General features: G+C 63.2%; 22 protein-coding genes and 1 pseudogene. 11 read left to right on the plus strand and 12 right to left on the minus strand.

All coding sequences use genetic code 11. From position 1 onward, the window contains the following. Window positions 1–33 precede the first annotated feature (33 nt). Window positions 34–174: a hypothetical protein gene (locus ACFY9W_RS24990; RefSeq protein ID WP_391136179.1), complete on the minus strand. Its 141-nt coding sequence runs from the start codon at window positions 172–174 to the stop codon at window positions 34–36. 416 nt (window positions 175–590) lie between these two features. Between ACFY9W_RS24990 and ACFY9W_RS24995 the strand changes: the two genes are divergently transcribed. The 7 genes from ACFY9W_RS24995 to ACFY9W_RS25025 all read left to right on the plus strand — a co-directional run bounded on the left by ACFY9W_RS24995 (window position 591) and on the right by ACFY9W_RS25025 (window position 8,613). Then, entirely contained in the window at window positions 591–1,520 is a 930-nt protein-coding gene (locus ACFY9W_RS24995; protein WP_391136182.1) for a LysR substrate-binding domain-containing protein, read from the plus strand. Window positions 1,521–1,925: 405 nt separating this feature from the next. Next, entirely contained in the window at window positions 1,926–3,335 is a 1,410-nt protein-coding gene (locus ACFY9W_RS25000) for a circularly permuted type 2 ATP-grasp protein (protein WP_391136185.1), read from the plus strand. Between the two features lie 3 nt (window positions 3,336–3,338). Continuing rightward, window positions 3,339–4,289, plus strand: a complete 951-nt coding sequence (locus ACFY9W_RS25005; protein WP_391136188.1) for an alpha-E domain-containing protein — start codon at window positions 3,339–3,341, stop codon at window positions 4,287–4,289. Further along, a complete protein-coding gene (locus tag ACFY9W_RS25010; RefSeq protein WP_391136191.1) occupies window positions 4,286–5,065 on the plus strand; it encodes a transglutaminase domain-containing protein in 780 nt (259 codons plus the stop codon). The genes ACFY9W_RS25005 and ACFY9W_RS25010 overlap by 4 nt, the downstream gene beginning before the upstream one ends. A 70-nt stretch (window positions 5,066–5,135) precedes the next feature. Next, a complete protein-coding gene (locus ACFY9W_RS25015) occupies window positions 5,136–5,858 on the plus strand; it encodes a peptidase (protein WP_391136193.1) in 723 nt (240 codons plus the stop codon). A 217-nt stretch (window positions 5,859–6,075) separates the two neighbouring features. Further along, window positions 6,076–7,218: an MFS transporter gene (locus ACFY9W_RS25020; RefSeq protein WP_391136196.1), complete on the plus strand. Its 1,143-nt coding sequence runs from the start codon at window positions 6,076–6,078 to the stop codon at window positions 7,216–7,218. A 45-nt stretch (window positions 7,219–7,263) separates the two neighbouring features. After that, the gene (locus tag ACFY9W_RS25025; protein WP_391136199.1) at window positions 7,264–8,613 is read left to right on the plus strand and encodes a D-serine ammonia-lyase; all 1,350 of its coding nucleotides are present in this window, start codon (window positions 7,264–7,266) and stop codon (window positions 8,611–8,613) included. 57 nt (window positions 8,614–8,670) lie between these two features. On the opposite strand, the gene ACFY9W_RS25030 is transcribed toward ACFY9W_RS25025, so the two are convergent. From ACFY9W_RS25030 to ACFY9W_RS25080, 11 genes are all read right to left on the minus strand, one after another. Further along, the gene (locus tag ACFY9W_RS25030; protein WP_391136202.1) at window positions 8,671–9,933 is read right to left on the minus strand and encodes a HipA domain-containing protein; all 1,263 of its coding nucleotides are present in this window, start codon (window positions 9,931–9,933) and stop codon (window positions 8,671–8,673) included. Further along, window positions 9,926–10,243, minus strand: coding sequence for a helix-turn-helix domain-containing protein (locus tag ACFY9W_RS25035; protein WP_391136205.1), 318 nt, complete (start codon window positions 10,241–10,243; stop codon window positions 9,926–9,928). Before ACFY9W_RS25035 ends, ACFY9W_RS25030 begins: the two co-directional genes overlap by 8 nt. 244 nt (window positions 10,244–10,487) lie before the next feature. Beyond that, on the minus strand, window positions 10,488–11,102 hold the full coding sequence (locus ACFY9W_RS25040) for a hypothetical protein (RefSeq protein WP_391136245.1): 615 nt from the start codon (window positions 11,100–11,102) through the stop codon (window positions 10,488–10,490). A gap of 539 nt (window positions 11,103–11,641) precedes the next feature. Then, complete coding sequence (locus tag ACFY9W_RS25045; protein WP_391136208.1) at window positions 11,642–12,595, minus strand: 2Fe-2S iron-sulfur cluster-binding protein; 954 nt, start codon at window positions 12,593–12,595, stop codon at window positions 11,642–11,644. Next, window positions 12,592–13,623, minus strand: coding sequence for a Rieske 2Fe-2S domain-containing protein (locus ACFY9W_RS25050; protein ID WP_391136210.1), 1,032 nt, complete (start codon window positions 13,621–13,623; stop codon window positions 12,592–12,594). The genes ACFY9W_RS25045 and ACFY9W_RS25050 overlap by 4 nt, the downstream gene beginning before the upstream one ends. A gap of 28 nt (window positions 13,624–13,651) precedes the next feature. Next, window positions 13,652–14,467, minus strand: coding sequence for an SDR family oxidoreductase (locus ACFY9W_RS25055; protein WP_391136213.1), 816 nt, complete (start codon window positions 14,465–14,467; stop codon window positions 13,652–13,654). Between the two features lie 27 nt (window positions 14,468–14,494). Continuing rightward, on the minus strand, window positions 14,495–14,911 hold the full coding sequence (locus ACFY9W_RS25060; RefSeq protein ID WP_391136216.1) for a VOC family protein: 417 nt from the start codon (window positions 14,909–14,911) through the stop codon (window positions 14,495–14,497). A 32-nt stretch (window positions 14,912–14,943) separates the two neighbouring features. Beyond that, window positions 14,944–15,999 (minus strand): C45 family autoproteolytic acyltransferase/hydolase, encoded by a 1,056-nt coding sequence (locus ACFY9W_RS25065; RefSeq protein ID WP_391136219.1) that lies wholly within the window; start codon window positions 15,997–15,999, stop codon window positions 14,944–14,946. Further along, complete coding sequence (locus ACFY9W_RS25070; protein WP_391136222.1) at window positions 15,996–16,835, minus strand: polysaccharide deacetylase family protein; 840 nt, start codon at window positions 16,833–16,835, stop codon at window positions 15,996–15,998. The genes ACFY9W_RS25065 and ACFY9W_RS25070 overlap by 4 nt, the downstream gene beginning before the upstream one ends. A 104-nt stretch (window positions 16,836–16,939) precedes the next feature. Continuing rightward, window positions 16,940–18,568, minus strand: a complete 1,629-nt coding sequence (locus tag ACFY9W_RS25075; protein ID WP_391136225.1) for an amino acid permease — start codon at window positions 18,566–18,568, stop codon at window positions 16,940–16,942. Window positions 18,569–18,976: 408 nt separating this feature from the next. Beyond that, window positions 18,977–19,444, minus strand: coding sequence for an Lrp/AsnC family transcriptional regulator (locus tag ACFY9W_RS25080; protein WP_264359558.1), 468 nt, complete (start codon window positions 19,442–19,444; stop codon window positions 18,977–18,979). A gap of 202 nt (window positions 19,445–19,646) precedes the next feature. Between ACFY9W_RS25080 and ACFY9W_RS25085 the strand changes: the two genes are divergently transcribed. The 4 genes and pseudogenes from ACFY9W_RS25085 to ACFY9W_RS25100 all read left to right on the plus strand — a co-directional run. After that, complete coding sequence (locus tag ACFY9W_RS25085; RefSeq protein ID WP_391136229.1) at window positions 19,647–21,011, plus strand: glutamine synthetase family protein; 1,365 nt, start codon at window positions 19,647–19,649, stop codon at window positions 21,009–21,011. Between the two features lie 22 nt (window positions 21,012–21,033). Next, window positions 21,034–22,344: an FAD-dependent oxidoreductase gene (locus ACFY9W_RS25090; protein ID WP_391136232.1), complete on the plus strand. Its 1,311-nt coding sequence runs from the start codon at window positions 21,034–21,036 to the stop codon at window positions 22,342–22,344. Then, entirely contained in the window at window positions 22,344–23,123 is a 780-nt protein-coding gene (locus ACFY9W_RS25095; protein ID WP_391136235.1) for a gamma-glutamyl-gamma-aminobutyrate hydrolase family protein, read from the plus strand. Before ACFY9W_RS25090 ends, ACFY9W_RS25095 begins: the two co-directional genes overlap by 1 nt. Continuing rightward, a pseudogene (locus tag ACFY9W_RS25100) lies at window positions 23,110–23,258 on the plus strand (aldehyde dehydrogenase PuuC); the annotation flags it as partial. The gene ACFY9W_RS25095 and the pseudogene ACFY9W_RS25100, both read left to right, overlap by 14 nt.

Consider the following 23,258-nt stretch of genomic DNA (forward strand, 5'->3'; position numbering starts at 1 on the left):
GCTTGCAGCATTGCCTCCCGGTTGCCTCGCAGCTCAGGGCACCAATATCGCCTGCGCATGATCAATCGCGGGAATCGGCACCTGGCCCCGTTGAGTGGACAGCCATTCGCGCATGCGCCCGGTATCGAAGATCTGCCCCTCTTCCATCATTACCAGGATGAGCGCCTGGGACATTCGGTAACATCCGCATTGAGCACAATGCCGCTCTTCCCATCCCTGTGTGCAGTCGACAGACCGCGCCTGTCCTGCGCAGATCAGACAACTCATGTAAGCCCCCTGTTGTTCTTGTTGCATGGAGGGTGGTAGCAATGCCAAGGAAATAACCACTGGCGCCGAATTGGCATGGGATTTTCGTGCCAACTCCAAAATCCTTGTCGGCCTCTGCCCCGCACAAGCTGCTTCTACTGCGTTTCGCCATGGTCTGCGGCGTTGCGCAGTGCCCGTGAAGAGGCCAGTGCATGCAATGCATCATGAACAGCACTAAAAAAACGGTGAATTATCTTCAATACCTTTCATGCAATGGCCCTGTCTAGAATGCACCCGTATCACCGCGAGGCCGCACCTTTTTCGAGTGACCCGATTTTTTACCCATGATCGATCTACGCCACCTGCGAACCCTCCACGCGCTGCGTGAAACCGACAGCCTGCACGAGGCCGCCGAGCGCCTGCACCTGACCCAGTCAGCCCTGTCGCACCAGTTTCGCGACATGGAAGAGCGCGTCGGCATGCCACTGTTCGTTCGCAAATCCAGGCCTGTGCGTTTCACCAGTGCCGGGCTCAAGCTTTTGCAGTTGGCTGACCAGGTGCTGCCACAGATCCGCAATACCGAACGGGACCTGGGCAAACTGGCCGGGGGGTCGGCCGGGCGGCTGCACATCGCCATCGAATGCCACAGCTGCTACCAGTGGCTGATGCCTTCAGTGGATGAGTTCCGCGGCGCCTGGCCAGAAGTGGAACTGGACCTCGCTTCCGGTTTCTCCTTCGCGCCACTGCCAGCCTTGGAACGGGGCGACCTGGATCTGGTGGTCACCTCCGATCCGGTGACACTGGCGGGTATCAGCTACGTGCCATTGTTCGGTTACGAGGCACTGCTGGCGATCGACAACCATCACCCCCTGCGCCACAAGCCTTACCTGGAACCGGCGGACATCGCCAGCCAGACGCTGATCACCTACCCGATCGAACACGACCGGCTGGATATCTTCACCCGCTTCCTCGACCCTGCCAATGTCGAACCGGCGCAGGTAAGAACTTCGGAACTGACCGTGATGATGATGCAACTGGTGGCCTCCGGGCGCGGCGTTTGCTGCCTGCCGAACTGGGCAGTGCACGAGTACAGTTCGCGTGGCTATGTCACCGCCAAGCGCCTAGGCGAACAGGGCTTGCAGGCGAACCTGTACGCGGCGTTGCGCAGCGACATGCTGGAAGTGCCGTACGTGCGTGATTTCCTGCTGACGGCCAAGGACATATCCTTCACCACGCTGGCAGGTGTGAGCGTGGCTTCAGATCCGCTTCGCTAAAGACCGGGCGGCCGCTGCGCCTGCCCCGCCTGAGCCTGTTCAGCAAACCGGGCAAACGTGACATATGCACTGCACGCCCCACTTTAGGTCAATACCCATGACCGAATGCAAAGCGCCCCCTTTTGATGCGCGATACCCCTATCCAGGCGCCGCCTGGCCATGATCACGGCAAGCAGTGCCCCCGCCTGAGGCCGAACATTTTCAACGTTTCGCGCCCGTTTTCCCGTTTATCCCCTAGCGCACGCCCCTTCCGGCACCTTCATTGCAAAGGCAGTTCGTGCGCATGACGCACTGGCAACCCCTTGCAACCGAGGCTCAAGACACCCACCGACCCCATCAAGGCAGCACCCTCAAAAACCCATAGAACGGCAATGAAGCTGCCGGCAACGGCGGCAAGGAGTGGGTATGTCCCGGGCTTTTTTCAATGAAATGTACGAAGCGAACGGCGATTGCCGCCCGCATTACCAAGAGTTCGCCCGCTGGCTGGCAAACACCCCGCTGGAGTTGCTGGAGCAGCGCCGGCGGGAGGCAGACCTGCTGTTCCACCGGGCCGGCATCACCTTCACCTTGTACGGCGACAGCCAGGACACCGAGCGCCTGATCCCCTTCGATATCATCCCGCGCAGCATCCGCGCCAGCGAGTGGCGCACGGTCGAGCGCGGTTGCATCCAGCGTGTGCAGGCCCTGAACCTGTTCCTGCAGGACATCTACCACGACCAGCGCATTCTCAAGGCCGGGATCATCCCACCCGAGCAAGTGCTGGCCAACGAGGGTTACCAGATCGCCATGCAGGGGCTGGACCTGCACCGTGGGCTGTACGCCCATATCGCCGGTGTCGACCTGGTGCGTGACGGCGATGGCAGCTACTTCGTGCTGGAAGACAACCTGCGCACCCCCAGCGGCGTCAGCTACATGCTCGAAGACCGCAAGATGATGATGCGCCTGTTCCCCGAACTGTTCGCCGCCCAGCGCATCGCGCCCATCGACCACTACCCCAACCTGCTGCTGGACACGCTCAAGAGCGCCAGCCCGCTGGACAACCCCACGGCAGTGGTACTCACCCCTGGCCGTTTCAACAGTGCCTACTTCGAGCATGCGTTCCTGGCCCGGGAAATGGGCATCGAGCTGGTCGAAGGCGCAGACCTGTTCGTGCGTGACGAGCATGTCTACATGCGCACCACCGCTGGCCCCCAGCAGGTGGACGTGATTTACCGTCGGCTGGACGACGACTACCTCGACCCGCTGTCCTTCAACCCGGACTCGACGCTGGGCGTTCCGGGGCTGATTTCGGTGTACCGCGCCGGCAACGTGGTGCTGGCCAACGCCGTCGGCACCGGCGTGGCCGACGACAAGTCGATCTACCCCTATGTCGACGACATGATTCGCTACTACCTCGGCGAAGAGCCGATCCTCAACAACGTGCCCACCTGGCAATGTCGCAAGCCAGCGGACCTGGCCCATGTCCTGGCCCACCTGCCCGAACTGGTGGTGAAGGAAACCCAGGGCTCCGGCGGCTATGGCATGTTGGTAGGGCCCGCATCGACCCGCGCCCAGATCGAGGACTTTCGTGCGCGCATCAAAGCCCGCCCGCATGCCTATATCGCCCAACCCACCTTGTGCCTGTCGACCTGCCCGACCTTTGTCGACAGCGGCATCGCGCCGCGTCACATCGACCTGCGCCCGTTCGTGCTTTCGGGCAGCGAAACCCGCCTGGTGCCCGGCGGCCTGACGCGCGTGGCGCTGACAGAGGGCTCGCTGGTGGTCAACTCGTCGCAGGGCGGCGGTACCAAGGACACCTGGGTGGTGGAGGACTGAACCATGCTTTCGCGAACCGCTTCCGACCTGTACTGGATGTCCCGCTACCTTGAACGTGCGGAAAACCTCGCCCGTATGCTTGAGGTCAGCTATTCGCTGTCGCTGATGCCCCAGGCCGGGCGTAGCGACGGCCATGCCGAGCTGGCGATGTCGCTGCTGGCATCTGGCACGCTGGACGACTACATCCGCCGGCACACCGAGCTCGACACCGAGCGCATGCTGCACTTCTTCGCCCTTGACGCAACCAACCCCAGCAGCATCTATTGCTGCCTGCAGGCCGCCAGGACCAACGCCCATGCGGTGCGCGGCCGCATCACCGCCGACATGTGGGAGAACATCAACGCCACCTGGATCGAGATGCGCAACATCGCCAGCAATGGCCTGGGGCGCTATGGCATCAGCCAGTTCTGCGACTGGGTCAAGGAGCGCTCACACCTGTTCCGCGGCGCCACCTCTGGCACCATCATGCGCAACGACGCCTACAGTTTCATCCGCCTGGGCACGTTCCTTGAGCGCGCAGACAACACCCTGCGCCTGCTCGATGCGCGCTATGAAATGTTCGGTGAGGCCTCCGAAGAGGTCAGCGACGATTCCGCCCGTGGCTATTACCAGTGGAGCGCCCTGCTACGCGCACTGACTTCGTACGAGGCCTTCAACGAAATCTATCGCGCCGCACCCAGCGCTCGCCCCGTATCGGAACTGCTGTTGCTGCGGGTGGACGTGCCACGCTCGCTGCATGCCTGCATCGAGGAACTGGACCTGATCCTGGCCGGCCTGCCCGGCAGCAGCGGGCGCGCCGCCCAACGCATGGCCGCCGAACTCAACGCGCGCCTGCGCTACACCGCCATCGACGAAATCCTCGACGCGGGCTTGCACCCCTGGCTGAGCGACTTCATCGGCCGCATCAACCAACTGGGCCAGGCGGTCCACCACTCCTACCTGGAGGTTGTATGAAACTGTCCATTCGCCACGACACCACCTACAGCTACGCCAGCGACGTCAGCAACAGCATCCAGTTTCTGCGCCTGACGCCACGCAGCAGCGCACGCCAACGCATCAATGAATGGCAGCTGGGGCTGCCCTGCAAGGTAAAAAGCCAGATCGATCCGTACGGCAACATCCTGCATGTGCTTACCCTGGACAAACCCCACGGCCACCTCGCGCTTACCGCCAGTGGCCAGGTAGAAATCGACCCGGATTGCGAGCAGGAAACCGAAGGCCAGTCACCCCTGCCCTTCCTGCGTGACAGCCGCCTGACCCTGGCCGATGACACACTCAAGGCTTTCGCCACCCGGCAGTGCGGCAAGCATCGCGACCGGGCGGCACTGACAGGGCTGATGCAGGGCCTGGCCGCGCATATGCCGTACAGCCCGGGGTCGACTTCCGTGGGTACCACCGCGATCGAAGCGTTCAACGGGGGCGCCGGGGTCTGCCAGGACCACACCCACGCGTTCCTGGCCTGCGCACGCAGCCTGGGGGTGCCAGCACGCTATGTGTCGGGTTACCTGTGCACCGAGGACGAGCAGCACCTGGCCAGCCACGCCTGGGCCGAAGCCTGGATCGGCGACGCCTGGTACAGCTTCGACATCACCAACCGCCTGACCCGGCCAGAACGCCACCTGAAGCTGGCGGTCGGGCTGGACTACCTCGATGCCTGCCCGGTCAGGGGGGTGCGCCGCGGCGGCGGCGTCGAATCGATGCAGGCCAGTGTCCACGTCCATCGCCAGTGACAACTTTGCAGGCCGGCGTTGCCGCGTGGGTGCGGCAAGGCCACTCCAACCGCAACACAAGGGAAACCGCATGACTTACTGTGTCGCCATGCATCTTGAGGACGGCCTTGTCTTCATCAGCGACTCACGCACCAACGCCGGCATCGACCAGATTTCCACCTTTGCCAAGCTGTTCGTGTTCAGCGTACCGGGCGAGCGGCTGATCGTGCTGCAGACCGCAGGCAACCTGGCGACCTCGCAATCGGTGGTGAACCTGTTGCAGCAACGCACCCACGGCAGCGGTTCGCACCTGCTGAACGTTGCCACGCTCTACGATGCAACGGTGCTGGTCGCCGACACCCTGCGTGAAGTGGTCAGCCGTGACCGCAGCAAGCTTACCGCCGATATCGACCTGAGCAGTTCATTCATTGTCGGCGGGCAGATTGCTGGCGGGCCCATGGCCATCTACAACGTCTACGCACAGGGCAACTTCTTCCAGGCAACGCCGGACACCCCGTTCCTGCAACTCGGCGAAAGCAAGTACGGCAGGCCAATACTCGACCGCAACCTGGATTACCGCACACCGCTTGATGAAGCACTGCGTTGCGGCCTGATTTCGTTCGACTCCACCATTCGCAGCAACCTGTCGGTTGGCATGCCGCTGGACTTGCTGGTGTACCGCAAAGACAGCCTGGAAAGCATGACCCGCAAGCGCATCACCAGCGACGATGCCTATTACCAGCAGATTCGCAGGCAATGGAGTGAAGGGCTGAGGGCGCTGCTGGCCCAGCTGCCAGCGCCGCCTTATGGCTGAATGAGTGAACTGTTCAAAATCTCTGCTGCCTGTACTGGCCTCTTCGCGGGCTTGCCCGCTCCCACAGGGTCACCACAGCCTTCAAGGCTTGCACAGTACCTGTGGGAGCGGGCAAGCCCGCGAAGAGGCCGGTACAGGCAACACATCAGTGACGCCAATTGCAATGTTCGAGACGCCGTGGGTTATCCTGCGCCCTCACCCCTGTCACGAGACTGTCATGTCGTCCGCTGCCACCCCGGTGCAAACCCACCGCGCCGACCGAGACTCCCGCAACACCGCCCAGGTGCTCAGCCTGTGCCTGCCCAGTGACGTATTGCTCTACCTGTTGCTGCCCATGTACGCCGCCGACTTCGGCGTAACCCTGGTCGAAGCCGGCGTGCTGCTGGCGGCCAACCGCCTGGTGCGCATCCTCGGCTACGGCTGGGTGGTACGTTTCTACGCCCGCCATGGTGACCGCGCCGCTTGCAGCCTTGCCGCCTTCGCCGCCGCAGTGTGTGCCCTGGGCAACGCAACGCTGTCCGGTTTCGCCGCACTGCTGGTGCTGCGCCTGGTGTGGGGTTTGTGCTTTGCCACCTTCAACCTCAGCACCCAGACCCTCGCCACCGCTGAAGCACAGGGTGCAGCGCGTCGGGCCGGCCGTTCGCGGGCGACCATTTCCATCGGCCCCATGCTGGCCTTGCCACTGGGTGCGCTCATGGCCCAGGCCTACGGCCCGCGCAGTGTGTTCTTCGTGCTCTGCGTCTGCGCCCTGTTCGGGCTGTGGCGCGCCCGCGCCCTGCCCACCCAAGGCCACCCGGTCGCCAACCGCAGCGGCCGGCGCCGGCGCCTGCGCCTGCCAGATAGCATCGCCACCTGGTCCTTCATCGAAGGGGTGACGCTGGACGGGCTGTTTATCTTCGGCCTCTCGCTGTACGCGCAAACCCACCTCGGTGAATCCGGCGTGCTGGCTGCGGGTGTGCTGATGGCGGTGCGTTACCTGAGCGAAATGCTCTTCAGCCCCTTCGGCGGGCGCCTGGCCGACCGTTTCGGCCCGCTGCGCATGCTGGTGGTACTGTCACTGGCCACGTCGCTGGCGCTGCTGCTGTTCGGCAGCCACTGGCTGTTCATCGGCGCGTTCTTCGTGCTGGTGCTGCGCGCCCTGCAATTGCCGCTGGTGATGACACTGGTCGCCCTGCGCAACCCGCAACAGCGTATCCAGGCACTGGCCGGCAACGCCGTGTGGCGCGACATCGGCGCCGGGCTCGGGCCGATGCTTGCGGGTGTGTTGCTGCCCCAGGTTCCAGCGATCTGGGCGTATGCAGGGGCGGCACTGGCGGTTGCAGTGGCAGCCTTGAACTGTGCCTGGTCTGCGCGGCATTGAGCGCACCGTCTCTAATTGGGCGAATACTGCATGACAGGTGAAACCATGATTCACGGAAAAACCCTCCAAGCCTGGGAACAAAGCCACCCGATCATCACCGATCTGGTCGCCCTGAAAGAAACCAGCTGGTTCAACCCTGGCATTGCCAATGCGTCAGCGGCACTGAGCGACGTGGGCCTGACGGCTGAAGATGTACAAGCCACAAGCGAGCGGCTGCTGAGGTTCGCACCCTACCTCGCCACAGTGTTCCCCGAAACGGCAGCTACCGGCGGTGTTATCGAGTCGCACATCGCCCCACTGCCGCAGCTTCGCCAGCATCTGATCGAAGAAGGGGCATTGCAGAACGTGGGTAGCCTGTGGCTCAAGGCAGACAGTGACCTGCCCATTTCGGGCTCCATCAAGGCTCGCGGCGGCATTCATGAGGTGCTCAAGCACGCTGAGGACCTGGCCTTGTCGGCCGGCCTCATCACGCCCTCCGATGACTATGCGGTACTGGCCAGTGAGCAGGCTCGCGCGTTCTTCAGCCAGTACAAGATCGCCGTAGGCTCGACCGGCAACCTGGGGTTGTCGATCGGCATCATGAGCGCCAAGCTGGGCTTTCAGGTCAGCGTGCACATGTCGTCCGACGCCAGGCAGTGGAAAAAGGACAAGCTGCGCGCCAATGGCGTAACGGTCGTTGAACATGCGTCGGACTACAGCGTTGCCGTCGAGCAAGGGCGCCAGCAGGCAGCATCCGATCCTAGCTGCTATTTCGTTGACGACGAGAATTCCCCCCAACTCTTTCTGGGCTATGCCGTAGCCGCCGAGCGCCTGGCTCGACAATTTGACCAGGCCGGCATCCAGGTAGACGCCGACCATCCGCTGTTCGTCTACCTGCCCTGCGGTGTTGGCGGGGGCCCTGGTGGCGTGGCCTTCGGTTTGAAGCTGGTATTCGGTGATGCGGTGCACTGCGTGTTCGCCGAGCCCACCCACTCGCCCTGCATGCTGCTGGGGGTGTACACCGGCCTGCACGATGAAACCAGCGTGCAGGACTTCGGCATCGACAACATCACCGCCGCCGACGGCCTGGCGGTCGGGCGCCCGTCCGGGTTTGTCGGCAAAGCCATGCAGCGGCTGATCGATGGCTACTACACCGTTACCGACGAAGAACTGTATCGCCTGATGGTGATTGCCTTCGAGCAGGACAAGGTCAAGCTGGAACCGTCTGCGCTGGCGGGCGTACCCGGCATGGCACGTGTATTACAATCCCCGGCGTACCTGACGCGCCTGGGCTTTACCCCGGCCCAGCTGCAAAATGCGACTCACCTGGTATGGGGAACGGGCGGCAGCATGGTGCCAGAAACCGAGTTTGAAGCTTACCTGGCGAAAGGCCGCGCCCTGCAGAAGCGCACCTGAGTTGTGCGCAAGTGATGGTGAGTCTTACGTTTTCGACACTCTGAATGCGCCGGATAATCAGCGACGCAGTAAAGCGACGTTCTGGTCAATGCGCCCCTGAACCGTGCGCAAGGTATCGCGCGTAATGGCGCCTGGGTAAAGCTGGCCGGCAACGCTTGCAAACTGATTGGCCACATCACAAATGTGGTCGATCATTTTGCAGGCGACGTCGTGAGGCACCTCGGCCTCTTCCGCAAGCCGAAGCACTTGCGTTCGGGAAATGGCCAGCGCTTCTCCCATCACATCCATCTGGTGATAGCCGCCAGGTCCCTCGCAGAACGTCACATCGTATGCCGGCGCCAGTCGCCATTGACCTTGTTGGGCCATGAGGTATGCAAAGTTCTTGGGGTGATCGTCTCTGTTGTTGAACGCAATATTGAAAACGGCACGCTCGAACGCTATCGCCATTTCACGCACGTCATTGGTACACATCTGCGTTGCCCGTACGAAATTGACGTAGTCCAGAACCCCGGGGGACTGGAAGTCGGCCCCCGTAAAAGCCGCGAGGCTTTGCATCGGTACTCGCAGCCCCTGCTGCCGGTCGAAGCGTTTGCTGGCAAATGCTGCAAGCCCATTGGGCAAGCTGAAGTACTGCGTGTCTGGGGTTTCGATACCGCAGCGGCGCAAGCATTCGGCGTAGACCATCTCGATGGCACACACCTCGGGATGCTCATCCTTGGCCGGAAACTTGACCAACCAGGCCTCAAGGCCCGGGGTGGCAGCAGTGGTAAACCCGCCAGTTTCAGGGTTGCGATAAACCAGGGCCTTGGGCCTGGCACCTTGAGGCGAGCCGCCGACCAACAGCAGTGTCTGCAAAAACTCGCCACCCTCGCCATGGAGCACCTGCGCCACTTCGGCGGCGAGTTTTTCCAGTGGAACATGGACGTCTGGTAACAGCCCTTCAGGTGCAACGGGCTCGAACGTCATGGCACCCATTGCATTGCCTCCAATGTAGGCCAGCCGCTCCAGTGCGCCGATACGCGCGGTGGTAAGCCCGCGCCGCCTGAACATGCGGTCCATCAGCAGCATGCCCCACCCGTCGGGCAACGCGTCATACACCGGGCCTGGCAAGTGAAGCTGATGACCAGGAAAATCCCTGCGTAATGTCGGGCCCTGCAACGGCAGCGTATAGGCGGACAGCTCCAGGCCTCTTCGCCTCGCTTCGTCGCTGTACTCGAACACAATCATCGGGCGACCTGTCAGAGCGGTCGTAGAGGCCAGCGAACCCCATTGCCACCGCTCACCCCAACCTTCGTAGAAGACGTTCACCTGTTCAAGCATTGCCAGGCTTCCTTTTTGACCGCAGACGGTTGGCGCTGTTTTCGTAGCGGCGAATGTCTTCGATGCTGTCGAGCCTGGGAAGGAACAGGGCTTCCAGCTCCTTTACGCGCCCAAGCGCCATCGCCACCCGGACAAGATTCTCAAACCCGACATTTCGGCCGGCTTCGAGGTTGGACACGGTGTTGACGCCGATGCCGGCGCGCCCGGCCAATTCAGCCTGTGTCATGTTCAAAGCCAGGCGCTCTGTGCGTAAACGCTCACAAAGGCGCCTGACGATTTCACCGGGTTTGCTGAAGCTTAAATCCAGCATAATGTGTACTAACCATGAAAATTAGCCGCTAACACCCAAATTATAGGATTTGCGATGCACGCTATCAAGATAGGTAAATCCATTATTGTGTGGGTTAATGGCGATTTTAAGCGTTAACCCACAATATTTTGGGCCTTACCCCAATCCAGCAAACCCTCAGTTTCACTGCACAGGAAAGCAACAACGCCGCGACCCAGCATTACAGGTTCGCGGCGTACTGCGCTCAAAGCCGTTGCTCAGGCTATCAGCAAGGAATGCCCGCCAGCGGCCAGACCGGCGCTTGCGTCGCTTTGGACATAGTGCGTTTTCGCGCCCACTGGGTCAGCGCGGCCATCAGGGCAAAGCCGAGCAGGATCATGACCGGATAAGCCAGCAGCAACTCGGTCAGCGAGTACTTCCAGGCCAGTGGCCGACCGACACCCAACATTGCCGCATACAACCAGGACACACCCGACAGTGCCCCGGAGAACAGTGCGAACATACGCACGCCGATGTTCAGGTCAAGCAAAGAGCCCGCCTTGAGCAATGCCGGCAAGACATAACGATGCAACAACATGCCATTGAACGTCAGCAGCAGCACAATAATAACTTTGGCGTGAAGTTTCGGATTGGCAAAGTAACCCATACCTTTTTCAAGGTAGTCGATACCGATGACGGCAGCCCCGGTGAGCCACAAGAATATCAAGGCGTTCGTTACAGACTTCTGCAAACGCGCCATATGCCTACCGTCATGCCCGGCTTTTTGATGCCCTTTCAACAAGTCCCTGACCATCTCGGCATCGCTGGCAAACACCAGCCCGATGGCGATGCAGCAGGCCAGCAAATGAACATAAATAACCGACAACCGCACCAGTTCCATGGATTCTTTCTGCCCGAACAGGCTAATAATTGTATTAAACTCCACGTCGAATTCTCCACGTAATGCATTAGCGCTAGAAGGCCTTGCTACAGGCGTGCGAACAGCCTGATCACAACAGCATGACCCAATTCATATCGTTAACTGAAACAGCGGACTGATACTTCGATACACAGCGGCTCAACCGTTGAGCCTCGGTTGGGCATAGGCATTACTCCATCATCAGAGGCAATAAAAATCCCCATGTGCATCCCTGCGGCGCACATGAGGTTGAAGGTTTATAACTTCCTGAATGAGTACGAGGTGCAGTGCCAGAGAAATACACCTGCTGGCAAATATGAGCCATCAGCAGGGAAATCGTTCATAGTTTGAACAAAAGCACCGACCAGCGGTATTTAAGATCGCATTAGTTAGCCTGCTAACTTCTTGCAAGCTGACCGAATGGAGAAGTTTTTCTGATCACTGGATCCAAATTTGGCAACAGGCCTTAACGGCTCTACTTCGTTGTTCGCAGTGGGGCCGCTTTTGCAGCCCCGTTATTTTCAAAGGTCCAATGTCAGCGTTGGCGTACGTGCCCGCGACACACACAGCATCATCACATCGCCACGGGCCCGCTCGCTCTCGCTGAGCAGCATGTCACGATGATCGGGTACGCCATCCAGCACCCGCGTCTCGCACATGCCGCACACCCCTTGCTCACAAGATGACGCCACCGTATGCCCGGCGGCGCGCAGGGCGGCCATGATGGTACAGCCGGGCTCAACCAGCACCTCGCCACCGCTGCGCGCCAGGATCACTTTGAAGGTGCCCTCACCCGCGGCGGCTGGTGGCGGCGCAGCCGGGGCAAAACGTTCAAGGTGCAGTTGCCCCTCCAGCCCTGCGGCTGCAAAGCGCGTACTCAACGCATCGAGCAGCGCTGCCGGCCCGCAGCTGTAGACGTGCTGCCCGGCGCGAGCGGCAGCAACCACGGCATCCAGGTCGAGCAAGCCAACCTCATCGGCCGGCAAAATCTCCACCCGCCCGCCGCCCAGCGCGCGCAGCTCGTCAGTAAAAGCCATCGACCGCCGTGAGCGGCCGCCATACAACAGCTGCCACTGTGACCCTGCCCGTTCGGCGGCACGTGCCATGGCCAGGATCGGGGTGATGCCGATGCCACCGGCCACGAACAGGTACGGGCCCTCACCCAGCGGGAAGGCATTGCGCGGACCACGAATGGCCAGCCGCTGGCCGAGGTGCAAGGCGCCGTGCACCTCCCGCGAACCGCCACGGCCGGCCTCTTCCAGCAACACCGCGATACGCAGGCGGCGGCGATCGTCAGGGTCGCCGCACAACGAGTACTGGCGCACCAGGCCCGAGGGCAGCAACAGGTCAACGTGCGCCCCGGCGCTCCAGGCGGGAAGCAGCTGATCCGCCGTCAGCTCCAGCGAGATCACCCCGTCGGCCTCCAGCCGCAGGCAGCTGACGATGACCTCGACGCAATCGCCCCCGCTGCTCACGACAACACCCGCTGGCTTTCTACCAGGCGCACCGGCTGGGCCTGGCCGCGCTCGATGAACTCGCGGAACGCGCGGCGGTAGTTAAGTGTGTACAGGTCGGCAGGCACCGAATGCTCCACGGCCTTGGCGTCCCAGTCGATCTCCGCCGGGGTGATGGTGGCGGCCACCGGCAGGTCTTCCAGGTACAGCAGTTCCTCCACCCGCAGGCACTCCTGCAAATCGCCGCCCGTGTAGTTGCGGTCGTTGGCCACTCCCCAGAAGATCTTCACATGCTCGTAGGATTCCGGGCACGGGAAGCCGGCAACCACGCGCTTGCCCAGGCGCTCGTAGTCGTAGGTGATGGCCACAAGCCCCGGGGCGACAATGTGGTAGTTCATCATGCAGTCGCCATCGTTGGCCCACTCGCCTTCGCAGGCCTGCAACGGGCGGTCCATCCAGATGTCCAGCCCTTCCCGGCGCACGTTCAGCGGCTCCACCACCGGGTTGACATGGCCCATCATGCCGCGGTGAATGTAGGCAAAATGCGCCACGTCGCCAAAGTTCTCGATGGCCACGGCCACGCCGGTTGGCGAGTCCAGTGGCGCAGCTGCGGCCCACTCCAGGTCCAGCTCGCGCCATTCGGCCAGGTCGTAGAGGTCGAACAGTGGCTCCTCCAGCGCGGTCCACACATGGCCGTAGCGTTCCTGACAGGCGTAGGTATGAACCGCTGCGCCCTGGGGAATGCGGCACTGGTCTTCCAGCGACGGAATATGGCTGCACTTGCCGCTGTGGCCGCTGTACTGCCAGCCGTGGTAAGGGCAGGCGATGTTCTCTCCGTGCACCTCACCCAGCGACAGGTCGGCGCCACGGTGCGGGCAGCGGGCAGCCTGCACCACGGCTTTGCCGGAAGCTGTGCGGTACACCACCAGCTTTTCACCCAGCAGGGTGGCCGATTGGGGTGTGGCCAGGTCGCACGAGCGGGCGACCGGGAACCATTGGCGGCGCATGGCCTGTTCGGCGCGCTGGCGTTGGGTCAGTTGAAGGGTCATGGCGTTTTCCTCGTGATTTCTTGTTATGTCAGATGCCGACCAGCAGCGCCCCGCCGTTCACGGGGATGGCCTGGCCAGTGATGAAGGCCGCCTCGTCGCTGGCCAGGAAGGCCACCACGGCAGCAATTTCTTCGGGGTGCACCAGGCGGCCCAAAGGGATGGCAGCCTGCTCGGCGGCGATGTACTGCTCAGGGACCATGCGTGTCAGGATCGCACCGGGGGTAATGGCATTGACCAGGATGCCCTCGCCGACAAACTCCTTGGCCAGCGTTTTCATCAGGCCCAGTTGCCCGGCCTTGCTGACCATGTAGCCGTAGGAATGGCCATCCGGCACCTGGCCCCACTGCGAGTTGATGAAGATCACCCGTGGCGCGCAGCTGGCGCGCAGGTGCGCCAGCGCGGCACGGGTGAGGTACAGGGGCGCTTGCACGTTGATGGCCAGCAGCCGGTCGAAATTGGCATCGTCGGTGGCTTCAAGGCCGGTCATGGAGTAGATCAGCCCGGCGTTGTGCACCAGGATGTCGAGCCCACCCAGTGCTTCGCCTACCTGGGCCACCAGCCGCTCGCCCGCGGCACGGTCGGTGATGTCGCAGGCAAAGGGCAAGGCGCGGCCCCCGGCTGCCTCGATCTCGGCGGCCGTGTCGCGGGCCACCTCGGCGTCAATGTCGACCGCCGCCACGGCAGCGCCGCGGGCGGCCAGCAGGCGGGCGTGGGCACGCCCTGCCCCGCGCCCGGCACCGGTAATCAGCGCCACCCGCCCTTCAAGGCTGCGCGCCTGGGGCGAAAGGTCGATAACACGCTGCGGCACTTGCCGGGTTGTTGCTTGGGTCTGGCTGGAAGACATGTTCAATACTCGTTGGCTGGCGGTGGTTCAGACGGTCTTGTGCGGCTCGGTGACGTAAAGCATGTTGCCGTCCGGGTCGAACATCGGGCGGTAGCGGTACCGGGTGCCGTTGGGGTGCTGCCACTCGATGGGGTTGGCGGTGACCCACTCGACCTTGCCGTCCAGGTAAGCGATGGCCTCGTCGAGGTTCTCCACCTCGAAGGCAAACGAGTCGAAGCCAGGCTTGTCTTCCAGGTTCACTGCGGTGCGGCGCTCTACGGGCACGGTGCTGGTGGTGTGGAACAGGTACAGGGTGACGTTGCCCATTTCGATCGCGGCCCACTTTTCCTCGGCCACGTAGGGCAGGAAGAAGCCCAGGCCGAGGGTGCCGTGGTAGAAGTCGACCAGGCGCTGTACGTCGTTGCTGAGGATGTCCATGTTGTCGAGGCGTTTGAGCTTGAGCATGGGTATGGCTCCAGTGGGTTGGTTGAAAAGGTTTACAGGTGCCGACACGGGCCGCCGGGCAGCGCACGCAGGGTACCGGCGGGCACGTCCAGGCAAATGCTGGCCAGCGTTGCGTACTGGCCGGTTTCCGGCAGTGCCGGGTCGGGGTGGCAGCACAGCGCGCCGGTGCTGCCCAGGTGGCTGTTCAGCGCGCCAAGCAGGTCGCGGGCGCTGAGCTGCGTGCGCCCGGTGAGGCGCCGGTGCAACAGGTCGTGGCGCACCAGGGTGTCGGGGTAGGCGGCAGGCTCGGTGTCGTAAGGGCGCACGGCATCGGCCAGAAAATGGTTGGTGTGGATCAGCAGCCCCCCTGCATCGGGGAACACCAGTGCCGGGCCGCCCGGGTGCAGTTCCACCGACACGGCAGCACTGGCGCCCCGCTCCGCCGCCACCAGGGTCAGTACGCTGGAAGCCGACACCGGTGCGGCGTGGCACAGCTGCAAGGCGTGGTTGATATCGGCGCAGCTGTCCAGCAACCAGCGCGACAGCACATGCACCGGCAGGCCAATGCCTTCGCCATCGCGCTGGTGATGGAGGATGTTGAAATGCACACCCAGGCCGCGGTCGTTCACCCCCGGTTTGCCGACGATGCCGTACTCCGTGACGGTGGTGGTCAGGCGCCCGTCGGCATGGTGGATCTCCCATACCAGCCACAGCCCGGCAAACTCGGCGTACCAGTCCCAGGTCTGGGCCGTGACTGGCGCACCGAAGGGGTCGGCCAGCACCACTGTCGAACACTCGCCGCGCAGTTGCACACCCAGGTACGCCAGGATTTCAGTGCGCGCATTGATGGCGCCCACCTGCTCGGGCGCCAGCCCTGCACCGGCGGCGATACCCAGGATTTCTTCATGCAAGGGCGCAGCAAACGCAGCAATGGCCGCCAGCGCCTGGCCACCCAGGTCATGCAAATCGTAAGGGCGCTTGGCCACACGGGCGAACAAGGCTTCATACGTGTTCACCGTCTGGCGTACCTTGCCGGCGAACACTTCACCGAACTCGCGGCCACGGTTGTAAGGGGTGCACACCTGCGAGCGGAAGATCACCGGGCTCATGCGGCCCCCTTCACAAGCTGAGGCGCTACATGCGCGGCCACGGCATCGAGGCGGGCAAACCACACGTCGCCATCGCTGACCATGCGCTCGACCAGGCGCTCGAGTTGCTCGAAGCGCGCAGCACGGCCGATCACCTCGGGGTGCATGGTGAAGCTGGTGTGACGGGCATCGCGGCGGGCCGATTCGTACTCGGCCAGCCAGGTGTCGAACAGCATGCGCGGGTGGCTGAAGTTGCCCCCGTTGTCGATGCCCCAGCCGAACATCGGGTAGTCGTCCAGCGACCAGTGCACCGGCAGTTCGAGGATCGAAGCACCATTGCAGGTTTCCACGTAGGGGCGGTCGTCGCCCATGCAGCTGGAGTCATAGACAAAGCCATGGCGCAGCAGCAGCGCGAAGGTTTCCGGGGTCAGCTCCCAGGACGACGAGCGATACCCCGCAGGTCTCGGCGCCCCGGCACGGGCCAGGGCTTCCAGGCCACGTTCCATCTCGTCCACTTGCTCCTGCACCGACACCTTGTCGCTGCGCAGGTGCATGTGGCCGTGGTGGCCGATTTCATGCCCGGCGTGCAGCAGGGTTTCGACCAGTTTCGGGTGTTGTTCGGCGGTGTAGCCCGGCACGAAGAAGGTCGCCGCAATACCATGGCGGCGCAGCAGTTCGAGGATGCGCGGCACCCCGCGGGTTACGCCGAAGCGGCCTTCGGACAAGCTGGTCAGGCGCCGGGCGAAGCTTGGGCTTTCGCCCAGGTAACCGGCTTCGGCGTCAACATCGAAGGTGAGCGACACGGCAGTGGACTTGTGCTGCGGCCAGTGCTGCCTGGCCTGGTAATCGGTTTTCATCGGCTTCTCCGGTGGTTCTTGGGCTTTACGTGGGCGCAGGCATCCCCTGGGCTGAACGCATGGAGCGCAGCCTGCACCCGGCTTGGCCGGTGGTTTCTGGAAAGTCAGATAACGGTGAGTTCGGCGCTGATCCACACCACGGCCGCCCCCAGCAGCAACGCCAGGTAGGGCCACAGGCCAGCCCGCGCATGAGGCAGGTCGATGTCGCGACGCATGGATTCGGGGAACTGGCCCTTGTCCTGGATGTAGTGCCGGAAAATGAATACGGGCACGATCAACAGCGCCGCCAGCAGGCCGTTGCGCAAGGTGTTCTCACCCAGGAAGTTGGCACCGGCGCCCACGAATGCCAGGTCGATAAAGCCGCACAGCGCACCCAGGCCCAACAGCCAGGTCGAGCATTTGTATGGGCGCGGCCAGTCGGCGCGGTCCAGGCGGTGGATCCAGCCGGATTGCAGGTTGAGGAACACGAACAGCATGTAGCAGACATTGGAAATGGCCAGCACCGACATGTAGTTGGACATCAGCAACAGCACCACGTTGAAGCCCAGGTCGGTCCACATGGCCCGGGTCGGCGCACCGTGCTCGTTGACGTGCGACAGGTACCTGGGCAACCAGCCGTCCACCGAAGCCTGGTAGAGGGTGCGCGACGACCCCATCATCGCGGTCATCACCAGCAGCAGCACCGACAACACCATCATCACGATGATCACGTTGAACACCACGGCCCCGCCGCCAACGAAATGCGCCATGGCTGCGCCCACCCCGGAGCCGTCGACGATGGCCGGCGCCAGCATGCCCTCAAGGCCCAGCTTGCCCTGGAAGGTCAGCGGCACCACGATGAACATGAACAGGCACAACAGGCCCGAAGCGAAGATGGCCTTGAAGGTGTCTTTTTGCGGGTCTTTGAATTCGCGGGTGTAGCACACCGCTGTTTCGAAGGCGAAGGTGGACCAGCAGGCCAGGAACATCGCGCCCATGGCCAGGCTGATGCCGGCCGCGTTCCAGCTGCCCATCACTGCAGCGCCCGACGCGTCGTGGCTCAGGGGCAGCAACGGCAGGAAATTGCTGGCCGGCATATCACCGGTGAACAGCGGCACCAGCGAAACCAGCAGCAAGGGCGCCAGCGAGGCAATGCCAAGGATGCGCTGCATCCGTGCCGCCGCCGAGGCGCCGCTGTGTTGCAGCCAGAAGGTGACCAGCATGAACAGCAGGCCCAGCACAAAGGTGGCGTTGATCCGCAAGGTCAGGCCTTCGGTGATGACGCCCAGGTCCAGCAGTTTGATTTGCCAGGTGTTAACCAGCGAATCGGCCGGGAACAGGCTGCTGAGCATGTAGCCGGCTGCCAGGCTGGTGCCCAGCGCCAGCATTGGCGACCAGGCCAGCCAGTTGCACCATACCGATACTGGCGCGACGAACTTGCTGTAGCGCACCCAGCCGAGCGCGCCATACACCGAAGCGCCGCCGGACTTGTGAGGGTAAAGGCCGGAAATTTCCGCGTAGGTGAAGCACTGCACGAAGCCGATCAGCATCGCCAGTACCCAGATGAACCACGCGGGCTGGCCGATGAACGCGGCCACCCCGCCGATGGTGAACAGCACGCTGACCGGTACGCCACTGGTCACCCAGAAGGCGTCCCGCCAGGTGAGGCTGCGTTGCAGCTGATGGCCAGAGCCCGACATGCCCGTCACCTCGCCAGCGGCCAGGTTGATTCCGTCCTGAGGAAGAGTACGCACGGCAAGACACCTCGTTATTGTGATTGTAGTGGGCGACGCTGCGATGGGCAGATGGCAAGCCATAATTCTGCGCATGCGTAGAATAAGTAACTACAAAAATACGCAATGCGCAATCATTTGAAGATATTTTTAATGCATGCGTCATTCAGGGGCAAAGCTCACCACAACGGTGCATGCCTTCAAACGGTTGCGCCAGAGCACGCCGCCTTACCCTGTGGGAGCGGGCGTGCCCGCGAACACCGGCGCAGCCGGTGCCATCCACCGCGTCGTATTCTTCGCGGGCACGCCCGCTCCCACAGGGTTTAGCGACGCGCAGCGTGAACCAGAAATCCTTGCGCAACGCGCAAAAAAAACGGCCCACCGGGCAGGCCGGTGGGCCGTTGTCTGCAACACATGGGGCGCTGAGGCTCAGTCCCGCGGATCAAGGCTCGGCAAGGTAAACCGCAACTTGTGCACCTTCACTTCCTGCGTCGACTGCACCTCGTGCACACCCGGCAGGCTGCGCACGCGCTGCTGCAGGTTCCAAAGGCTCTCGTCATCACGGCACAGCACCTGCACGCAGATGTCGGCCACACCCATGATGGTCGACAGGTAGCTGACCTCAGTCCAGCGGCCAAGGGTGTCGATCACCCGGTCGTGGTCCTGCGGGGCAACCTTGACGAACAGCAGCGCAAGCTTTGCATGGCCCAGTTTGGAAGGGTCGGTAAAGGCCAGGATCTGCACCACGCCCTGATCCTGCAGGCGCTTGACGCGGGTGCGGATGGTTGCCTCGGGTACCGAAAGCGTGCGGGCTATTTCGCGGAATGCGCGGCGGCCATCCATCTGCAGTTCGCGGACGATGCCCAGGTCGAGGTCGTCGAGGGTCGATATAGACATGTAAGGGGTTCCGTAGCGTGGCGCCGGGTAGAAATCGGCTGAAAGCCTACCAGATTCGCGGCAGGGCTTGTCGTCCCCGCCATGGGAGGATAGTTGATGCGCAGTTTATTGAGTATTAATTGTTGCAATGCGCAACAACATGCCCATATATTTTGCGCAAACAACAACACAGCACGGCAATCGCCGTGACCGAGGCCTCCCCATGCACTTCGCGGACCTGCACGAAGCCCAGGATTTCCTGGCCCATAACCCCGATATCGAAATGGTCGAGCTGTTCATCCTCGACGCCAACGGCGTGCCCCGTGGCAAGCTGCTGCACCGTGAGGAGCTGCTGGCCGTGTACCAGGCCGGGCGGCCGCTGCCCAGCACCATCCTTGGGTTGACCTTGCACGGTGAAGACGTGGAAGACTCTGGCCTGGTATGGGATGTCGGCGATATCGACTGCCGTGCCTACCCGCTGCCCGGTAGCCTGGTGCGCCTGCCGTGGCGGCAGATTCCCACCGCCGCGATGCAGGTCAGCATGCACCCCGAACAAGGCATGCCGGCCAGCATTGCCGACCCACGTCACGTGCTGCTGCAAGTAATCGACGGGCTCAAGGCCGACGGTTTTCACCCGGTGATGGCCTGTGAACTGGAGTTCTACCTGCTCGACGCCCGCCGTGACGAAAAGGGCCGCCCGCAACCGGCACGGGATGCCGACGGTGGGCGCCCGCAGGCCACCCAGGTGTATGGCCTGCGCGAGCTGGAGCAGATCGAACCCTTCCTCGCCGACCTGTACGCCGCCTGCAAGGCGCAAGGCATTCCGGCCCGCACGGCGATTTCCGAATATGCCCCCGGGCAAGTGGAAATCACCCTTGAACACGGCGATGCGCTCGCCGCCATGGATCAAGCCGTGCGCTACAAACGCCTTGTCAAAGGCGTGGCGCACAAGCACGGGATGCAGGCGTGCTTCATGGCCAAACCGTTCGATGACCTGGCAGGCACCGGCATGCACATGCATGTGTCGCTGGCCGACGTCGAGGGCCATAACCTGTTTGCCAGCGAAGACCCGGCCGGCACCCCGCTACTGCGCCAGGCCGTGGGCGGCATGCTGGCCAGCCTGCTCGACTCGTTGTTGCTGTTCTGCCCCAACGCCAACTCCTACCGGCGCTTCCAGGCCAACAGCTATGCCCCGCTGGCGCCCACCTGGGGCTGTGACAACCGCACCGTCAGCCTGCGGGTGCCCGGCGGCCCGGCGCACACACGGCATGTGGAACACCGCATCTGCGGCGCCGATGCCAACCCGTACCTGGCGGCCGCCGCGATCCTGGCCGGCATCCACCGTGGCATCCGTGAACGCCTGGACCCTGGCGCGCCCGTCGAGGGCAACGGCTATGCCCAGGCCAAACAGCTGCTGCCGACCGACTGGCTGACCTCGCTGCGCGCCCTGGAAGGCTCCAGCTGGGCCCGCGATGCCCTGGGCCATGCGTTCCTGGGGGTGTACCTGAAGGTCAAGCAAGCCGAGTACCGCCAGTTCATGGGCGAAGTTGGCGAACAGGACTGGCGCTGGTACCTGCACCAGGCATAACGGCGAACCCGGAGACCACCGCATGAATGCAGCACTGCACGTCAGGCCTGCGCCCGAGCGCTCGCCGTCCTATTACAGCGCGACGCTGAAAGAGGAAACCCACTACCCCACCCTGCGCGGTGAGGTGGATGTCGACATCGCCATCATTGGTGGCGGCTTTACCGGCATTGCCACCGCCGTGGAGCTGGCCGAGCGCGGCTACCGCGTGGCCCTGGTCGAAACCCACAAGATCGGCTGGGGCGCCAGCGGGCGCAACGGTGGCCAGGTCACCGGCAGCCTGTCGGGCGACACCGCCATGGGCAAACAGATGCGCCGCTGGCTGGGCAACGATGTCGATGACTTCATCTGGCACCTGCGCTGGCGTGGCCACCAGATCATCGAGCAGCGCGTGGCCCGTTACGCCATCGCCTGCGACCTCAAGCGCGGCCACCTGCACGCAGCGGTCAAGCCCTCACACCTGGACGAACTGAAAGCTTCGTACGACGAAGCCTGCCGCCGTGGCATGGGTGAACAGGTAACCCTGCTGGACAGCGCCGGGGTGAACCAGCACCTCGACAGCCCGCTGTACTGCGGGGCGTTGAAGAACACCCGCAACCTGCACCTGCACCCGCTCAACCTGTGCATTGGCGAAGCGCGTGCAGCCGCCAGCCTGGGCGCGCAGCTGTTCGAGCATTCCGAGGTGCTGGAGATCATCCACGGCCCACGCCCGGCGGTGGTTACCTGCGAAGGGCGGATCAACGCCACCCAGGTGATGCTAGCTGGCGACGTGTACCACAAGCTGGAAAACAAGCGGCTCAAGGGCAAGATCTTCCCGGCCATGGGCGGTATCGTTACCACCGCGCCGCTGGGCGAGCTGGCCGAGCGCATCAACCCGCAGGACCTGGCGGTATACGATTGCCGCTTCGTGCTCGATTACTACCGCCTCACGGCCGACAAACGCCTGCTGTTCGGCGGTGGCGCCAACTATTCCGGGCGCGACTCGCGGGATATCGCCGCCGAACTGCGCCCGTGCATCGAACGCACCTTCCCGGCCCTCAAAGGCGTGCCTATCGAGTACCAGTGGAGTTGTGCCATGGGCATTGTGGTCAACCGCATCCCACAACTGGGCAAGCTGTCGCAGAACGTCTGGTACTGCCAGGGCTATTCCGGCCATGGCGTAGCCACCAGCCACGTCATGGGCGAGATCATGGCCACCGCCATGACAGGCACACTCGAACAGTTCGACACCTTCGCCCGCTGCAAGCACATTCGCGTGCCGCTGGGCGATGTGTTCGGCAACGGCCTGCTGGCAGCAGGCATGTGGTACTACCAACTGCTTGAGAGGCTGCGCTGATGGCCGCCCGCAAACCGCTGGTGGCGGTCAATGCCTGCGTGCGCCAGCTGGGCTTGCACCCCTTCCATATCGCCGGGGAGAAATACCTGCGCGCCGTCGTTGAAGGCGCCGATGCACTGCCGCTGGTGGTGCCCGCCCTACCCGGTCTGGTGGACCCGGCTACGTTGCTGGCCAATGTCGACGGCCTGCTGCTGACCGGCTCACCGTCCAACCTCGAACCGCATCATTACGCAGGCCCGCGCAGTGCCCCGGGCACCTTGCACGACCCGCAGCGCGATGCCTTCAACCTGCCGCTGATTCGCGCAGCGCTGGCCGCCGGCGTGCCGTTGCTGGCGATCTGCCGGGGGTTCCAGGAGTTGAACGTGGCCTTGGGCGGCAGCCTGCATGCCTGTGTGCATGAGCTACCCGGCTATCAGGACCACCGCGAACCGGCAGACCAGCCCGTTGCCGTTCAATATGCCGCTCGCCAGCCCTTGAACGTGCTGCCCGGCGGCCTGCTCCAGGCGGCCGGCCTGCCGACGCAGTGCCTGGTCAACTCGATCCATGGCCAGGGCATCGACCGCCTGGCCATGGCCCTGCGCGTCGAAGCCGTGGCCTGCGATGGCCTGGTGGAAGCAGTATCGGTGCGTGATGCCGGTTTCGCCCTCGGCGTGCAGTTCCACCCTGAATGGCAGGTCACTGCCCATCCCCATTACCTGGCCATCTTCCAGGCCTTCGGCGCCGCCTGTCGCAAGCGCGCAGCGCAACGTTCACGAGGAACCAACCATGACATTGGCTGACTGGGAACAACGTGCCCGGCAACTGAAGATCGAAGGCCGTGCCTTCATCAACGGCGAATACACCGATGCCGCATCCGGTGAAACCTTCGAGTGCCTGAGCCCGGTCGACGGACGCTTCCTGGCCAAGGTTGCCAG

It is taken from the genome of Pseudomonas sp. NPDC008258 (assembly GCF_042956345.1).
GTDB lineage: Bacteria > Pseudomonadota > Gammaproteobacteria > Pseudomonadales > Pseudomonadaceae > Aquipseudomonas.

Coding starts and splice junctions, on each gene's coding strand:
- ACFY9W_RS24990 (WP_391136179.1), bottom strand. CDS start 174: ATGTCCCAGGCGCTCATCCTGGTAATGATGGAAGAGGGGCAGATCTTC.
- ACFY9W_RS24995 (WP_391136182.1), top strand. CDS start 591: ATGATCGATCTACGCCACCTGCGAACCCTCCACGCGCTGCGTGAAACC.
- ACFY9W_RS25000 (WP_391136185.1), top strand. CDS start 1,926: ATGTCCCGGGCTTTTTTCAATGAAATGTACGAAGCGAACGGCGATTGC.
- ACFY9W_RS25005 (WP_391136188.1), top strand. CDS start 3,339: ATGCTTTCGCGAACCGCTTCCGACCTGTACTGGATGTCCCGCTACCTT.
- ACFY9W_RS25010 (WP_391136191.1), top strand. CDS start 4,286: ATGAAACTGTCCATTCGCCACGACACCACCTACAGCTACGCCAGCGAC.
- ACFY9W_RS25015 (WP_391136193.1), top strand. CDS start 5,136: ATGACTTACTGTGTCGCCATGCATCTTGAGGACGGCCTTGTCTTCATC.
- ACFY9W_RS25020 (WP_391136196.1), top strand. CDS start 6,076: ATGTCGTCCGCTGCCACCCCGGTGCAAACCCACCGCGCCGACCGAGAC.
- ACFY9W_RS25025 (WP_391136199.1), top strand. CDS start 7,264: ATGATTCACGGAAAAACCCTCCAAGCCTGGGAACAAAGCCACCCGATC.
- ACFY9W_RS25030 (WP_391136202.1), bottom strand. CDS start 9,933: ATGCTTGAACAGGTGAACGTCTTCTACGAAGGTTGGGGTGAGCGGTGG.
- ACFY9W_RS25035 (WP_391136205.1), bottom strand. CDS start 10,243: ATGCTGGATTTAAGCTTCAGCAAACCCGGTGAAATCGTCAGGCGCCTT.
- ACFY9W_RS25040 (WP_391136245.1), bottom strand. CDS start 11,102: ATGGAACTGGTGCGGTTGTCGGTTATTTATGTTCATTTGCTGGCCTGC.
- ACFY9W_RS25050 (WP_391136210.1), bottom strand. CDS start 13,623: ATGACCCTTCAACTGACCCAACGCCAGCGCGCCGAACAGGCCATGCGC.
- ACFY9W_RS25055 (WP_391136213.1), bottom strand. CDS start 14,467: ATGTCTTCCAGCCAGACCCAAGCAACAACCCGGCAAGTGCCGCAGCGT.
- ACFY9W_RS25060 (WP_391136216.1), bottom strand. CDS start 14,911: ATGCTCAAGCTCAAACGCCTCGACAACATGGACATCCTCAGCAACGAC.
- ACFY9W_RS25065 (WP_391136219.1), bottom strand. CDS start 15,999: ATGAGCCCGGTGATCTTCCGCTCGCAGGTGTGCACCCCTTACAACCGT.
- ACFY9W_RS25070 (WP_391136222.1), bottom strand. CDS start 16,835: ATGAAAACCGATTACCAGGCCAGGCAGCACTGGCCGCAGCACAAGTCC.
- ACFY9W_RS25080 (WP_264359558.1), bottom strand. CDS start 19,444: ATGTCTATATCGACCCTCGACGACCTCGACCTGGGCATCGTCCGCGAA.
- ACFY9W_RS25085 (WP_391136229.1), top strand. CDS start 19,647: ATGCACTTCGCGGACCTGCACGAAGCCCAGGATTTCCTGGCCCATAAC.
- ACFY9W_RS25090 (WP_391136232.1), top strand. CDS start 21,034: ATGAATGCAGCACTGCACGTCAGGCCTGCGCCCGAGCGCTCGCCGTCC.
- ACFY9W_RS25095 (WP_391136235.1), top strand. CDS start 22,344: ATGGCCGCCCGCAAACCGCTGGTGGCGGTCAATGCCTGCGTGCGCCAG.